The organism is Flagellatimonas centrodinii (assembly GCF_016918765.2).
Lineage (GTDB): Bacteria > Pseudomonadota > Gammaproteobacteria > Nevskiales > Nevskiaceae > Polycyclovorans > Polycyclovorans centrodinii.
In genome coordinates, this window is the sequence record NZ_CP092104.1 from 2,745,457 (window position 1) to 2,759,303 (window position 13,847).

10 protein-coding genes are annotated in these 13,847 nt (G+C 67.2%); 5 read left to right on the forward strand and 5 right to left on the reverse strand.

All coding sequences use genetic code 11. The features are described 5' to 3' along the window. Positions 1–11: 11 nt before the first annotated feature. Genes JN531_RS13245 through JN531_RS13255 form a run of 3 tightly spaced genes read right to left on the reverse strand, consistent with a single transcriptional unit; the run spans position 12 to position 4,125 of the window. The gene (locus JN531_RS13245) at positions 12–875 is read right to left on the reverse strand and encodes a DUF547 domain-containing protein (protein WP_228349332.1); all 864 of its coding nucleotides are present in this window, start codon (positions 873–875) and stop codon (positions 12–14) included. Continuing rightward, on the reverse strand, positions 872–1,801 hold the full coding sequence (locus tag JN531_RS13250) for a nucleoside hydrolase (RefSeq protein ID WP_228349333.1): 930 nt from the start codon (positions 1,799–1,801) through the stop codon (positions 872–874). Before JN531_RS13250 ends, JN531_RS13245 begins: the two co-directional genes overlap by 4 nt. Before the next feature lie 2 nt (positions 1,802–1,803). Next, positions 1,804–4,125, reverse strand: coding sequence for a TonB-dependent receptor (locus JN531_RS13255; protein ID WP_228349334.1), 2,322 nt, complete (start codon positions 4,123–4,125; stop codon positions 1,804–1,806). Positions 4,126–4,333: 208 nt separating this feature from the next. Between JN531_RS13255 and JN531_RS13260 the strand changes: the two genes are divergently transcribed. Together JN531_RS13260 and JN531_RS13265 are read left to right on the forward strand one after the other, a co-directional pair. Next, on the forward strand, positions 4,334–5,044 hold the full coding sequence (locus JN531_RS13260; protein WP_228349335.1) for a DUF305 domain-containing protein: 711 nt from the start codon (positions 4,334–4,336) through the stop codon (positions 5,042–5,044). An 11-nt stretch (positions 5,045–5,055) separates the two neighbouring features. Then, positions 5,056–6,459 carry an LVIVD repeat-containing protein gene (locus JN531_RS13265; protein WP_228349336.1) on the forward strand — a complete coding sequence of 468 codons (1,404 nt, stop codon included), beginning with the start codon at positions 5,056–5,058 and terminating at the stop codon, positions 6,457–6,459. 122 nt (positions 6,460–6,581) lie between these two features. On the opposite strand, the gene JN531_RS13270 is transcribed toward JN531_RS13265, so the two are convergent. Next, entirely contained in the window at positions 6,582–7,292 is a 711-nt protein-coding gene (locus JN531_RS13270; RefSeq protein WP_228349337.1) for a PilZ domain-containing protein, read from the reverse strand. A 183-nt stretch (positions 7,293–7,475) separates the two neighbouring features. Further along, entirely contained in the window at positions 7,476–8,171 is a 696-nt protein-coding gene (locus JN531_RS13275) for a PilZ domain-containing protein (RefSeq protein WP_228349338.1), read from the reverse strand. A 133-nt stretch (positions 8,172–8,304) separates the two neighbouring features. Here JN531_RS13275 and JN531_RS13280 point away from each other — a divergent pair, with 133 nt between their 5' ends. The 3 genes from JN531_RS13280 (at position 8,305) to JN531_RS13290 (ending at position 13,764) form a co-directional block, all read left to right on the forward strand. Then, the gene (locus JN531_RS13280; RefSeq protein ID WP_228349339.1) at positions 8,305–8,997 is read left to right on the forward strand and encodes a hypothetical protein; all 693 of its coding nucleotides are present in this window, start codon (positions 8,305–8,307) and stop codon (positions 8,995–8,997) included. After that, positions 8,994–11,312, forward strand: coding sequence for an ATP-dependent DNA helicase (locus JN531_RS13285; protein ID WP_228349340.1), 2,319 nt, complete (start codon positions 8,994–8,996; stop codon positions 11,310–11,312). The genes JN531_RS13280 and JN531_RS13285 overlap by 4 nt, the downstream gene beginning before the upstream one ends. A gap of 82 nt (positions 11,313–11,394) precedes the next feature. Continuing rightward, positions 11,395–13,764, forward strand: a complete 2,370-nt coding sequence (locus JN531_RS13290) for a beta-glucosidase family protein (protein WP_228349341.1) — start codon at positions 11,395–11,397, stop codon at positions 13,762–13,764. Positions 13,765–13,847 lie beyond the last annotated feature (83 nt).

The following is a 13,847-nucleotide window of genomic DNA, read 5'->3' on the forward strand; positions in this document are numbered from 1 at the left end:
GCGATCGCCGGTCAGCGGCCGCTATCAGCCTGATAGTAGGCGTAGTGGCGGATGACCATTGTCCAGTCGTACTCGCGATAGTCGAGTGCCGGTTCGACTCCTTTCGGGATCACACCGTAGCGTTGCAGGATGGCGCGCTTGGCGGCGTCACTGCCACCGTCGAAGTCAGCCGAGAACCAGCGCAGCAGACGGGGCACAGCCACCCGGTCTGTGTCGGCATCATGGCGGGATTCCTGTTGCAGGTAGAACTTCGATACGGCATCGAGCTGGTCATCCACCGCAGTGCCGGTATAGGGCATGACCGGCGGACAGCTGCGGGCTCCGCAGTTGAGGGCGAAGTGAATCCGGTAGTCAACCGTGTCCACCGCGAAACGCTGAATGAACGCGCGCCGCAGAAACAGCGTGCGAACATGCCCCAGCGTGTAGGTGGTGGCGCCGCGTCGCAATACACCGTGCTCGATGTCTTCGAGGCTCACCAGGTCGTTGGCAATGGCCACTTGATCGAGACCGAAGTAGGCCGATCGGTCCTCCAGGTACAGCGAGGGATCTGTTTTGAGGAAGTGCTGGGTGTAGCCGTTGTAGATATTGATCCAGAAGGCGAGCCGACGCTCACGAGTGTCCAGCGCCGCGTCAAGGGCGGTGGCATCGAGGTCGCGAAACCGGTCGAGATGTGCCGCGACCGGCAGGTCGTGGATCACGCGATCCACGAAGTTGGCAGACAAGGTCACCGGATCGAGCTGTTCCAGGGTGGCCTGATCCACCTCGACGGCGCGCGGAAGTGGGTCGGGCAGGGTGATCTGGCCAGCGGACGCGGCCTGGCCCGTCAGCACCAGCAGTAGGCCGGTCAAGGGTGCGCGCAGCGATCTGAGCCTCATTGTCGGGTTCCCAGCAGGTGGTTCATCAGGAGCGGCTTGAAGCACGGGTCAATCCGCCAGGCATAGTCGACCCGCCAGCGGGGCGGGAGTTCAGTGCCGACCTCGAGATAGTCCTTTTCGGCACCTTTTTTCCAGCGTCGGGCGTCGTTGGCGCGCCGGTTGATGGTCGCCGGCACCTGGCGTAGATAGTGAAAGCACTCGGGATACAGCAGGTGCCCCAGGGTGCAGGCATCGAACGGGATGAAACGATCCAGCCCCAGGCCAAGGCGCCAGATCAGTCGCCACAGGGCCAGTCGTCGCGCAACCCAACGGTCGCCCGGTCGTCCGTTTCGGCGGATACGGTCGATATCGTTGCCATCGAGCGTGATGCTGGCTGCCGCCTCAAAACCCGCCAGGGTGACCGGCACACCGGCGTCCAGCACTCGTTGCATTGATGCCGGATCATTGTCGAAGTTGGCGTCGGGCAGGGCGATGGTTCGCCCGCCGGGGGCGAGGAACGACTGGCCGTGTTGGCGTCCGGCGCAGAACACGACCTCATCGATCCGTTCTGCAAGCGCCGGATGAAACAGCAGCAGGTTGGCCAGATTGGTGGCGGCGCCAATGGCGACGATGGTCAGGCGCTCACGGCGCAACGCAGCCGCCAGCGCCTCCACCGCCGCGCTGTTCTCGCCGAAGCTGGCAAAGATGTCGTCGGCACCGCGGACCACCGGGATCGGATAGCGACCGTACAGCGCCAGCAGCTGCCGCGTGACCGATTCGCCGTTGTCGACATCGCGATTGAGGCTGATCCCCCGCACCTGCACGCGGTCGCTGTCGAGTGCCAGCATCAGCGCCAGACCATCATCCACATCACCACCGAAGCGGTTGAAGATGATGTCGGTGTCGATCCAGATGGCCCGGGATGTCAGCGGGGTAGGGGTGCGCATGCTCAGAAACGGTAGCCGATCTCGGCTGCCAGGCTGCGCGGCGGAAACAGCCCGACCGAGTGGGCGCCGACGATCGCGACATCAGCTGCTTCGCGACGCACCACCTTGTCGGTCAAGTTGCGACCGATCAGTCGCAAGCTGAAGCGCTCGCTGCGGTCGGCGATGCCGACGAAGGCGTTATAGCGAACGTAGCCAGGCTGGGCGTCGATGGGGTCGAGGTCGATGTTGAGGAACTGATGGCTGGCCCCTTCCGCGACCAGGCCCAGGCCGACCGGTAGCCCCAGCCATGGCAGGGTGACGCGGGCATCGGCCTGGAGGCTGCCTGACCAGCGCGGCGCCCGCTGCAGCACCCGGCCACTGAGATCCTGGCTGTCGGCATTGGCATCGGCGGTGGCCGGCGCGTTCTCGTAGCGGTCGTATCGGGCGTCGAGATAGCCGAGATCTGCTGACAGGGCCAGGCCGATCGGCGTGATCCAGCGGGCCTCCAGTTCGACCCCCTGCGTGTGTGCGCGTGCGGCGTTGCCGACGAAGAATTCGGTGCCGTCCAGTGCTGCGACCTGCAGGTTTTCGAAATCAGTGCGGAACAGCTTGAGCGCGCCACGAAGGTTGTTGTCAGTCTGCAGGCGCAGTCCGGCTTCGTAGGTCCGTGACTGCTCGTCGCCGAACTCTGCCCGGTCGGCGACCGCAGCGAGATTGTTGAAGCCGCCGGACTTGAACCCCTGTGCCACCGTGACATAGCCCCGGAGGTTGTCGCGCAGTCGATAGAGCAGCGAGATCGTGGGTGATACATCGAACTCGGAGCGCCGGGCCTGCAGTGCGTACTCTTCCTCGCCGACCAGCGTGCCCAGCAACGGGCCGGTGACGCCGCTGAAGACAATGCTCTGATTGGCGCGACGTGTTTCACGGCTGAGCCGGCCATCCACCCGCAGGTCGAGCCGATCGGTCAACGCCCATTGCACGGAGCCGAACAGCGAGGCCGTCTCCTGACGCTGGATCAGATGATGGCGGCTCTGGCCAAAGCCGAGCGATTGCAGGTTGCCATTGCCCAGCAGGGTTGCCAGACGGTCGTCCAGCAGCTCGCCCAAGGCGGGGCCCAGAACACCGCCCGCGAGTGGCCCGAGGAGCGCATCGACACCGCCTTCGAACGCGCGGATATCCACCTGCAGGTCCAGATCGGCGCGGAACAGATAGACGCCGACGCTATAGGTGCCCCAGGCCCGATCGCCATCAAAGCGCAGTTCGGTGCTGCGCTGGCGGTAGGCCTCCTGCGACGGGAAGTTCAGCAGGGGGACCGGACTGACATCGAGGTCGAAGTCGGCGAGGGTGTCTTGCTGGGCAGCATTGATCAGCAGCCGCCAGCGGCCGACTGCGGTGGTCCATTCTCCTCCGAGGGCGACATCCTCGCCCTCGATGTGCGCACCCGAGGGGGCATGGTCGGTGTGCGTGCGGCCGTCGGTGACGTCGGCGCGGGTCTCGGGATCGAACCGCCGATACAGGCTCAGCAAGGCATCGCTGGCCTGGCTGAGTTCGAAGCCGTCACCGGTTTGCCGCAGACGGGCGGCTTGTAGCGATACGTCGAATGTCAGGTCGGCACGCGGCTCCCATCGCAGCTTGAGACGGCCGGCGCGGCCTGGCCGCCCCAGGTCATCGCGCTGCTGGGTGGTGTTGAACAGCACTCCGTCTTCGTCGGTCTGGCTGTACGCGACCCGGGCGGCCAGGGTATCCGACAGCGCCGTCGAGTACGCGCCGCGTGCGCGGCGCTGGCCATCCGATCCGGTCAGCAGGTCGAGGTAGCCCTCGGGGACGAAGGTGACCGGCGCTGTCTGGATGTTGATGGCGCCGGCCACCGTGTTCTTGCCCAGCAGGGCTCCCTGCGGTCCGCGCAGCAGCTCCACCTGTTCGACATCGAGAAAGTCGAACAGCGCCCCCTGTGGCCGGCCGAGGAACACGTTGTCGACGAAGAAGCCCACCGATTGCTCGGCACTGCGGACGCTGCCGGTGCCGAGCCCGCGGACGAAAAAGAAGGTGTTGGTGGGGGTGACCGCCACCTGTGCGTTCGGCAGTCGGTCCGACAGGCTCTCGGTATCGGTGATATTGGTCTCCCGCAGCGCTTCATCCGAGGTGATGCTGACCGACACCGGGGTGTCCTCAAGCCGGCTGACACGGCGGCCGGCGGTGACCACCAGGGTCTCCATGGCCGCCGGCGGCGCACTGCGGGGCGCCGGTTCTGCGGCCGCTGTCAGCGGCTGCACCGGAATGGTGTCGAGCGGTGGCGACGGGTCTTCGGGCTGGGCCAGCGCCAGCAGCGGCAACAGTCCGAACACGGCGGACCAAACGATCCGTCCGGTGAGGCGCCCATCGCTGGAACACGGGCGTCGGCGTCGGTACAGAGGGCTTGCGAGCATCATGGTGTCGGCGCGCGGCCCGGTCTCGATTGAGCGGGGTCACCCGCGAGGAGGCTGAAGTATAGGGGGCGCCAGCCGACGCAGGTGGCGCCGGCGATACCCCAGCCAAAGTCTCTACACTGATGCCATGACGCGATTGCATGCCTTGTGGCTCGGAGGGCTGGCCGGACTGGCGCTCGGGCTTGCGCTGGTCGTGGGCGGTCGACTCGCCGGTCTGCCTGCCCTGACGTCGACCCCCACGCCGGCCGTACCCGGGCCGATCGACATCGGCTTCGCCCAGTCGATGATGCTGCATCACCAGCAGGCCATCGGCATGGCGATGCTGATACTTGATGCGTCGCCACCGTCACCGCTGGCGACGCTGGCACGGCAGATCGCCACCGCGCAGTTGGTCGAACTGGGCGAGATGCGCGGATGGCTGCGTCTGTGGGATGCCCCCTGGGTCGCCGAGCGGCCGGGCATGGACTGGATGCGCCTCGGTCGAACGCCGCCGGACGCCGCGCTGTTGAAGTATCTGTTGGACTGTCAGCAGACGCCGACCGGCATGGTGGGGCTGGCGACACCCGAGGCCGTAGACCGCTTGCGGCAGCTTGAGGGACGCGAGCGCGACGCTCATTTCCTGCGGTTGATGCAGGCCCATCACGAGGGCGGGTTGCCGATGGCCCGATTTGCGGCCACCGAAGCGAAAGTACCGGTGGTGCGGGAACTGGCGGCCCGTATCGTGCTGGAACAGTCCGAGGAGCTCTACCGCATTCAGCGCACCTTATGGGCGATCACGGCAACCCACGCCGAGGCGGCGTCCATGCCCTCTGATATCGTGGCGACAGATCAAGAATGAGGGGAGCGCGCATGAGGGGAGAAATCGTTTTCGTGGTCGGCGTCGGCTTGCTGGCTCTGGGGCTCGGAGGCTGCGGTGGCGGCGACGATGCACTGTCGGTTCGCGGCGGGGCGACGCCCGCGGCCAAATGCGGGCCGGGGTCGCGTCCGGAGACCGGGCTGCAGGGGCGGGTCAGCCGTGCCGAGCACGACAGTGGCCGGGCCGCCGAGGGATACACCTGCAATACCGAGCTGGTGGGCGAATACACCGTGCCCAATCCCATTGGCACCGTGGGCGGGTTCAAGGTCGAACGGTATACCGATGCCTCGGGGCGCGACTGCGCCTACTACGACACCACCCTGTTGTACCCGACCAACCTGCTCGACCTCGAAGCCGGGGTCAACGTGCTGGACATGAGTGACCCCACCAATCCGGTGCGCACCGCACGTCTGGTGACCCCGGCCATGCTGTCGCCGCACGAGTCGCTGGTGGTCTCGCAGGAAGGGGGCGTGCTGGCAGCGGTGTTGGGCAACCCGGCGTTCTACCCCGGGGTTGTCGATGTCTACGACCTGTCGGCGGACTGCCGCTTTCCGCAGCTGCGGTCGACGGCGCCGGTCGGGTTTCTCGGCCACGAGAGCGGGATGGCGCCCGACGGCAAGACTTTTTATTCAGCCTCCCCCGGCACACCGACGCTGACTGCGGTGAACATCGAGAACCCGCTGCTGCCGTTGCCGATCTGGACCGGCCCCTACACCTCACACGGGTTGTCGCTGAGCGCTGACGGCAACCGTGCCTACCTGGCTGCTGGCGACGGTCACGGTGTGCTGATTCTGGATGTCTCGGAGATCCAGGCACGCAAGGCCAATCCGCAGGTGCGGGAGGTCGGCAGCCTGTCCTGGGACAACCAGACGATTCCGCAGAACGCGATTCCCTTCATCCGAGATGGCCATCCCTACCTGCTGGAGATCGACGAATACTCGTCGAACGGCGGCGGCGTCGCCGCCCATGGCGACATCGTCGGCGCCGGACGCATCATCGACATCGGCGATGAGACCCAGCCCAAGGTGGTGTCGAATCTGCGGCTGGAAGTGCACGAGCCCGGGAACCGCGCCGCCATCGCCGATGACCCGGGCGCCTTTCTGCCCATCCAGGGCTACGCCGGCCACTACTGCAACGTGCCGACGCGGGTGAACCCGGAGATCGCTGCCTGCAGCATGATCGTGTCGGGCCTGCGTATCTTCGACATCCGCGACCCGCACAACCCGCGGGAAGTCGCCTACTTCAACGCGCCAGTGAATCCGCGGATCACCCCGATCTTCGAGGCCAGCAACTGGGCCATGTCGAGCCCGTCGTTCGTGCCGGAGCGCAAGGAAATCTGGTACTCCGATGGCTATGGCGGCTTCTATGTGGTGCGGGTGACCAACGGCGCCTGGTAGTCGGCCGCAGTCCGGGGCAGGGCGGGCCGCCGGCGGTCGCGGCTGGTCAGCCGCGAAGGCAGTCCGGATTTCCGGCCCGCACGATAGCGCGACTGGCGGTTGCCCTGCCGTGCCCGCGTTGACTACTGCAGTCGTGGTGAATCGGCGCGCTGGATTTGCCGGTGCTGCAACCAGAGTCGTTCCAGCTCGGTAATGGCGCGACTGAGCGGGGGCTCATCGCAGGCGGCGAGCGGTGTCACCGTGCCGCCGAAATAGAGCTGATGCCGGACCTGGCGTCGATAGCCGGCTTCGAAGCGCAGCCGGAAGCGGTTGAGGCCGGAGCCGGCCTCGCAGATGAACAGGGTCTCCTCGGTCGGCAGCAACAAGGCTGATCCCCCGAGTTCGAGACCGATCCCGATACGGCTGATGTCGACCACGGTTGCCGGCAATGGCGCCTGTGCGCTGATCAGCACCGCATGGCGACACGGGTGCTGCGACGGCACCGGCACGCGGTGGGCGCGCCGCCGCTGTTGATAGTCGACCTCGTCCGGCCAGTCGAGGTGCAACAGCCATTCGTCGTCGCGCCGACTCCAGGCCTGCAGACGACTGGCAAACCGGATCGGTGCCGCCCGCAGCCGACCGCTCAGATAGACCGGTATTCCGGGGCGCTGCATCACGATCGAGGGTGGCAGCGACAACAGCGTGACGGCGGTGAAGCCACGGTCGGACAGGGTGTCCGGGAGGATGACGACCTGCTGTGGACGATGGCCTGCGATATTCACCGTCAGGCGCTCGCCGTCGGCCGCCAAGTGGCGGATCAGGGGTGGGATGCTGGATAGCGTCGAGGTGGACATGCGCGAGCTCGGGCGAGGCGGACCTCAGATGTTGCGAACGACGCTGCAAGCGCGGTGCCCCGAGCGATATCCGGCGTCGTTGGCGGGACGGACGGCGGAAACCATCGAGGGGTCGGGTCAGGGTCATTGAGGCGGGGCGACGGCACTGCAGCAGCAGCGTGACGTTGAAGGTCTGCGGCGGGTCTAGCGAGGCATCGTGTCGCGGCGGCTTCGGAGCCAAAGCCGTTCAAGCTCTGCCACGAGATGATCCAGACGAACCTCGTCGGCCCCGGTCATCGGCACGATGCGACCGCCGAGGCGGAGACGCCGGTGATCCATCCGTTGATGTCCGATTCGCAGGTGCAAGCGGATGCGGGCATCGTCCCGCCCGATCTCACACCGATACTCGGATCCGGCTTCGGCGAGCATCACGTCGTCGGCGCGCAATTGCAGCCCGGCGCCTTCCCGGTGCAGATCGGTCACCGTGGCCAGCAGTACTTCCTCCGGGCCGATGACGACCGCGTCTGCCGCCGGGTGGCCAACCGGCACCGGGATACGGGGGCGGACACGACGTTGCGGGTAGTCCAGCGCGGTTGGCCAGGCGAGGTCGAAACGCCACTCGTCGCCCCGTGCCACCAGTTTGCGCAAGGTCGTCTGGAAGGTGATCGGAACATCATGCAGCTGCCCGTGCAGCGTCACCCGGCTATGGGCGGCCGGCTGTGGCAATGCGGTGCTCTGGGGCAGCAGGGTCACCACACTGAAGCCGTCGCCATCGGTCGGTGGTGGTAGCACCAGGGTGGGTTGCGCCGGCAACGCGGGTCCACTCAGCTGCAGGCGTTCACCTTCCTGCGCGAGGCTGCGAATCAAGTGGGCGATCGGTGGGGGCGAAGGGGTGTGCATCGTATCGTCGACGGTAGACGCCGCAGCTATACCAGCCGGTTGGGGGCCTGGTTTCAGTCGGGCGACCGATGGGCCGACCGGCGAGACAGACGGAGTCGGCAGAAATCCGCCGGTGCTGGCATCGTGACGTCCCATGACGCTTTCTCCGACCTACCCGACCCTCAAACGTGTCCACTGGACACGGCTGCGACAGATGTATCGGTCCGCGGGTTGGCCGTGTCTGGATACCGTCGAGATCGAGCTACTGGCGGCGGGTCTGCTGGAACGGGTGCTGGTCACCGGAGCGCCGGACCGTCTGCGCCTGACCGATGCCGGTATCCGCGCCCTGGCGGCGACCATCGAGGGGAATCGCGAAACCCGCGATGCGCATGAGCAATTGGTGCGCCGAGTGGCCGAGCACCTGCTCGGTCTGGACCGCGTGGCCTATCTCGGGCTCACCTTGATGGCCCGGCCTGACCAGCAGTGGCAATACACCTGCCCGGACGTGTTCTCGATTCGCCGGACCTCGGTGGCCGAGTACCTCGACCCCGTCATCCACGAGATCAAGGTGCGTCGTGCCGATCTGCTGGCCGACCTGAAGAAGCCGGAAAAGCGATCGGCGTATCTCGCCGCGTCAGGGCAGTGTGTCTACGTGATCGCCGAGGGGATCGCCGCGCCTGACGAAATTCCCCCCGAATGTGGAGTGATGGTGGCAACCGAGGCCGACCTGCGGGTCGTGCGGCAGGTGCCGCGCGAGGTCCCGTTCGTCCCCGGCACCCACACCTGGATGACCCTGGCGCGCGCGTGCCCTTACCGTCCCCTGCGCGAACCGGCACCGCGGCTATGACCGGCGCGACCGTGCCACCGCCCGCCGAGGCGACGCCGACCCTGCACCGTGTGGCCATCAAGCCCTTCTGTGCTTTCGTCGCCAAGACCGGTGATCTCGATCTGCGCTTTACCCCGGTACCGACCGCCGAGGAGGGCATGGCGGGTCACCGGGCAGTGGTGTTTTCGCGGTCCGGGGACTACCGGGCAGAAGTACGCATCGATGGCGTGGTCGACGGCTTGCAGTTGGGCGGTCGTATCGACGGTTTGCAGGTGGACCCGCTGATCCTCGACGAGATCAAGACCCATCGCGGCCCGGTTGACCGGATTCCCGCCAACCATACAGCGCTGCACTGGGCCCAGCTGCGGACCTATGGCGCGCTGTACGGCCGCGCCCACGGGCTCGACAGCCTCACCCTGCGCCTCTGCTACTACGATGTCGACGCCCGCGAGGAAACCCAGTTCACGATCACCGAGCCGGTGTCGACGCTGCTCGACGAACTGACCGGCCGGGTGACGCGCTTCAAGCAGTGGATGGCCCAGCAGCGTGCACACTGGCAGCGGCGTGACACGGCGCTGCATGCGATGACGTTTCCGCACACCGAGGTGCCGCCGGGCCAGGCGCAGTTGATGCAGTCGGTGGACGCAGCCCTGGCGCAGGGGCTGAGCCTGATGGCGCAGGCCCCCACCGGTGTCGGCAAGACCATCGGCGTGTTGTACCCGGCCCTCAAGGCGCTGGGCGCCGGCACCGTGGATCGGGTGTTCTATCTCACCGCCAAGACCGCCACCCAGACCGAGGCACGCAAGGCACTGCGGGGGCTGTCGACCCCGGGGCGACCGCTGCCGTTGCGGGTGCTGGTGCTGTCGGCCAAGGAGCGCGCCTGCGTCTTCCCGGACCGCGCCTGCCACGGCGAGTCCTGTCCTCGCGCCCGCGGCTTCTACGACCGCTTGCCGGCGGCGCGCGCGGCGGCGCAGCAGGTGACACGGTTGGGGCCGGTCGAGCTCAAGTCGGTGGCGCAGACCCATCAGATCTGCCCCTACTTTCTGGGGCAGGAAATGGCGCAATGGGCCGACCTGATCATCGGCGACGTCAACTATTACTTTGATACCCACGCCGTGCTCCATGCACTGACGGCGCAACTGGACTGGCGGGTGGCGGTGCTGGTCGACGAGGCCCACAACCTGGTTGATCGCGCGCGCGCGATGTACTCGGCCAGCCTGTCCCAGGCCGCGCTGCGCGCGGTCGGCCGCAGCGCCGACCGCAACCTGCGGCCGGCACTGGCAACCCTGGATCGCGCGTTCACCGCCGTCGGCGGACGTCACGGAGCCGAGGGCGAGCCGCAGCCCGAGGCCCCACCGCGCGAGCTGCGGGACGCGCTGACGCCGGCGATCAGCCGCATCGGCCGATGGTTTGCCGAAGATCCCGGTCGCAGCGATGCGCCACTGTTGGCGTTGTACTTCGATCTGCTGGCGATGCAGCGGCTGATGGAGCGCTACGGCGCCCATTCGCTGTGCGAAGTCGATCACGAGCAGGGGCAGGACCTGCTGGCGGAATCGCTGACGCGCTTCTCCATTCACAACGTGGTGCCGGCGCCCCACTTGCAGCCGCGGTTGCAGGCGGCTCACAGCGTGGTCTGCTTCTCCGCCACGCTGACCCCGCCCGACTATCACCGGCGCATGCTCGGCCTGCCGGATGCGTGTCGCTGGTGCGATGTCCCCAGCGCCTTCCGTCCGCAACAGCTGCGGGTTCGCTGTGTCACCGCCATTCCCACCGAGTACCGGCGCCGCCATCTTGCCGCGGTGCCGATCGCCCGGCTGATTGCCCGGGTCTATCAGCAGACCCCCGGCAACTATCTCGCCTTCTTCAGCAGCTTCGCCTACCTGCGGCAGGTGGCCGACACCTTCGAGCGGCTGTACCCCGAGATACCCTGTCAGCAGCAGTCGCCACAGATGCCGCATGACGGCCGCGAAGCCTTTATCGGCGCCTTCACGGCGGGCAGTCGGCAAGTCGGGTTCGCGGTGCTGGGGGGCAGCTTCTCCGAGGGGATCGACCTGCCGGGTCGGCGACTGATCGGTGCCTTCGTTTGCAACCTGGGTCTGACCCCGTTCACCGACCACAACGCGAGGATGGCGGCACAGGTGGAGGCCGTGTTCGGTCCCGGTACCGGGCATGACTATGTCTATCTGTATCCCGCCGTACAGCGGGTGGTGCAGGCGGTGGGCCGGGTGGTGCGCTCGCGCAGCGACGAGGGCACCGTCTATCTTATCGATCGCCGTTTTGCCGAACCCCGCATACGCGCCCTGTTGCCACCGGCCTGGCGGCAGACCGAGAACTGACCCGCCCATCTCGTCCGAACCGGGGATCACCGCCGGCACTGAAGCGCATAGCGTGTCGGAATAACAATTCCGGGGAGGCTGCATGAGGCTTTACAGAGGGCGTGGCAGTGGTCGCGTGGCGGTCGCGTTGGTGGTCGCGATGGTGGCGGGCTGCGGCGGCGATACGCCCCTGACGATGGGCGATGCGGTGTCACTGGGGCATTGCGGCGATATCGAGACCCGCCCCTGGTGCGATACCGCGCTGACGCCCGCCGAACGTAGCGAGCGGCTGCTGGCAGCGATGACGCTGATGCAGAAGATCGCGCTGCTGTCGGGTGATGACCCCCTGTCGGTGGCTTCGGGCGATCCCTATGTGGGCATCTCCGAAGGGATCCCGGAACTCGGCATTCCCGACCTGCGGATGTCGGACGGCCCGGTCGGGGTGCGCGGTAGCCCCACCACCGCAATGCCGATTCCGCTGGCGCTGGGTGCCACCTTCAATCCGGCACTGGCCTGGCGGACCGGCGCCACCATCGCCAATGAAGTGCGTCACAAGGGGAATGACGTGCTGCACGGTCCGGTCGGTGATCTGGTGCGCAACCCGCTGGCCGGGCGGACCTTCGAGACGTTTGGTGAAGATCCCTGGCTGGCGACCCGGATGACGGTCGAATGGGTGCGCGGGGCGCAGTCCGAGGGCGTGCTGGCCAATGCCAAGCACTTTCTGATGAACACCCAGGAAGGCATCGTCGGCGTGCCGCCGCTGCTGTCGCTGGTCGGCGGGCGGCAGACAGTGAATGCGGTGGTCGACGAGCGGACCCTGCACGAGCTGTACCTGCTGCCATTCGAAGCCGCCGTTCGCGAAGCCGATGTGGCGAGCCTGATGTGCGCCTACAACTACGTCAACGGGGAATCGGCCTGCGGAAGCCCGGCCCTGCTGCAGGGGGTGCTGCGGGACCAGTGGCAGTTCGACGGCTTTCTGATCTCCGACTACGTGCTGGCAGTGAAGGATACCGTGCAGTCGGTCAATGCCGGCGCCGTGATCGAGATGCCGTTTCCACTGTTCTACCAGCCGCTGCTGCTGCAGTCGGCGGTGCTGACCGGCTTGATCGGGGTCGACACCTTGGACGCCCGGGTCGGCGATATCCTGCGCACGCTGTTTCGCTTTGGCTTCTTTGACCGTGCCCGCTACGTCCGCAACGACGACCTGATTGATCAGGCGGCGCACGCCGCGGTGGCGCGCGAGGTGGTGGAGCAGGGTGCGGTGCTGTTGCGCAACGATGGCGTATTGCCGATTGACCCGGCGGTACGGCGGATTGCGGTGATCGGGGTGTCGGCGACCGAGCGGCCCAGCGGCGGCGGTTCCTCCAGCGTGACGCCGTTCGTCTTCGTCGCGCCGCTGGATGCCATCCGCGAACGTGCGGGCCCGGATGTCGAGGTGATGTACGACCCTGGCGACGACCCGGCGGCAGCCGCCGCACTGGCGGCGACCGCCGAGGTGGTACTACTTTTCGCGGCGGACGTCGCCACCGAAGGGGTCGACAAGCTGTGCCTTTCGCTCGACTGCACCCTCGCGGATGTGCCCGACAGCCTGTTGCTGAACACGCTGCAGGGGGGCGCGCCGGATCTGCTCGACCTGTTGCTCGACCCGGTCGTCACCACGTCGCCGGTGGCGCCGATCCTCGACCGGCTGTTCGGTCCCATCGTGCTGGGTGCGCCGGTGCTTCCGGTATCGCACCGCGATCAGGATGGGCTGATCCGAGCGGTGGTGGCGGCCAATCCGGCGACCGTGCTGGTCCTGCAGACCTCGGGTGCGGTGCTGACCCCGTGGCGCGACCAGGTGGCAGCCCTGCTGGCCGCCTGGTACTCGGGGCAGGAAGCCGGTGCCGGTCTGGCGCGCGTGGTGTTTGGTGACACCGACCCCGGCGGGCGGCTGCCGGTCAGCTTCCCCGATCGCGAGCTCGACACGCCGGTGGCCGGGCAGCCCTCCCGCTATCCCGGCATCGCCAACCAGGCGCGCCATGACGAGGGTGTCTTCATCGGCTATCGCTGGTTCGATGCCAACGGCGTGGCGCCTGCCTTCCCCTTCGGCTTCGGGCTGTCCTACACCGATTTTGCGCTGAGTGACCTCGAGCTCGCCGTCGATGGCGATGCGGTGGCGGTCGCGGTCACCGCGACCAATGTCGGCGGCCGCGCCGGCTGGGCGGTGCCGCAGGTCTATGTTGGTGCGCCGACACCGGCAGCGCCGGTGCCACAGCCGCCGCTGGCACTGAAGGCCTTCGACAAACAGTGGCTGGCGCCGGGTGAGGCAGTGCGGATCTCGATGTCGCTGCCGTCACGGGCCTTCGCCTATTGGGCGGTGGACGCGGCCGACTGGCAGGTGGCGCCGGGCTGTTACCCGATCCGGGTCGGCTGGTCGTCACGGGATCTACCGTTGTCGTCGGCGATTTCCCGTGGTGCCGGCAGTTGCGACTGACGGCTTGCCGACGCTGACCCTCCGTCGGGATTCAGACACCGCCGAGCGCTCCGGGGCGCTGACTGGCGGTGTTTCTCCGATAT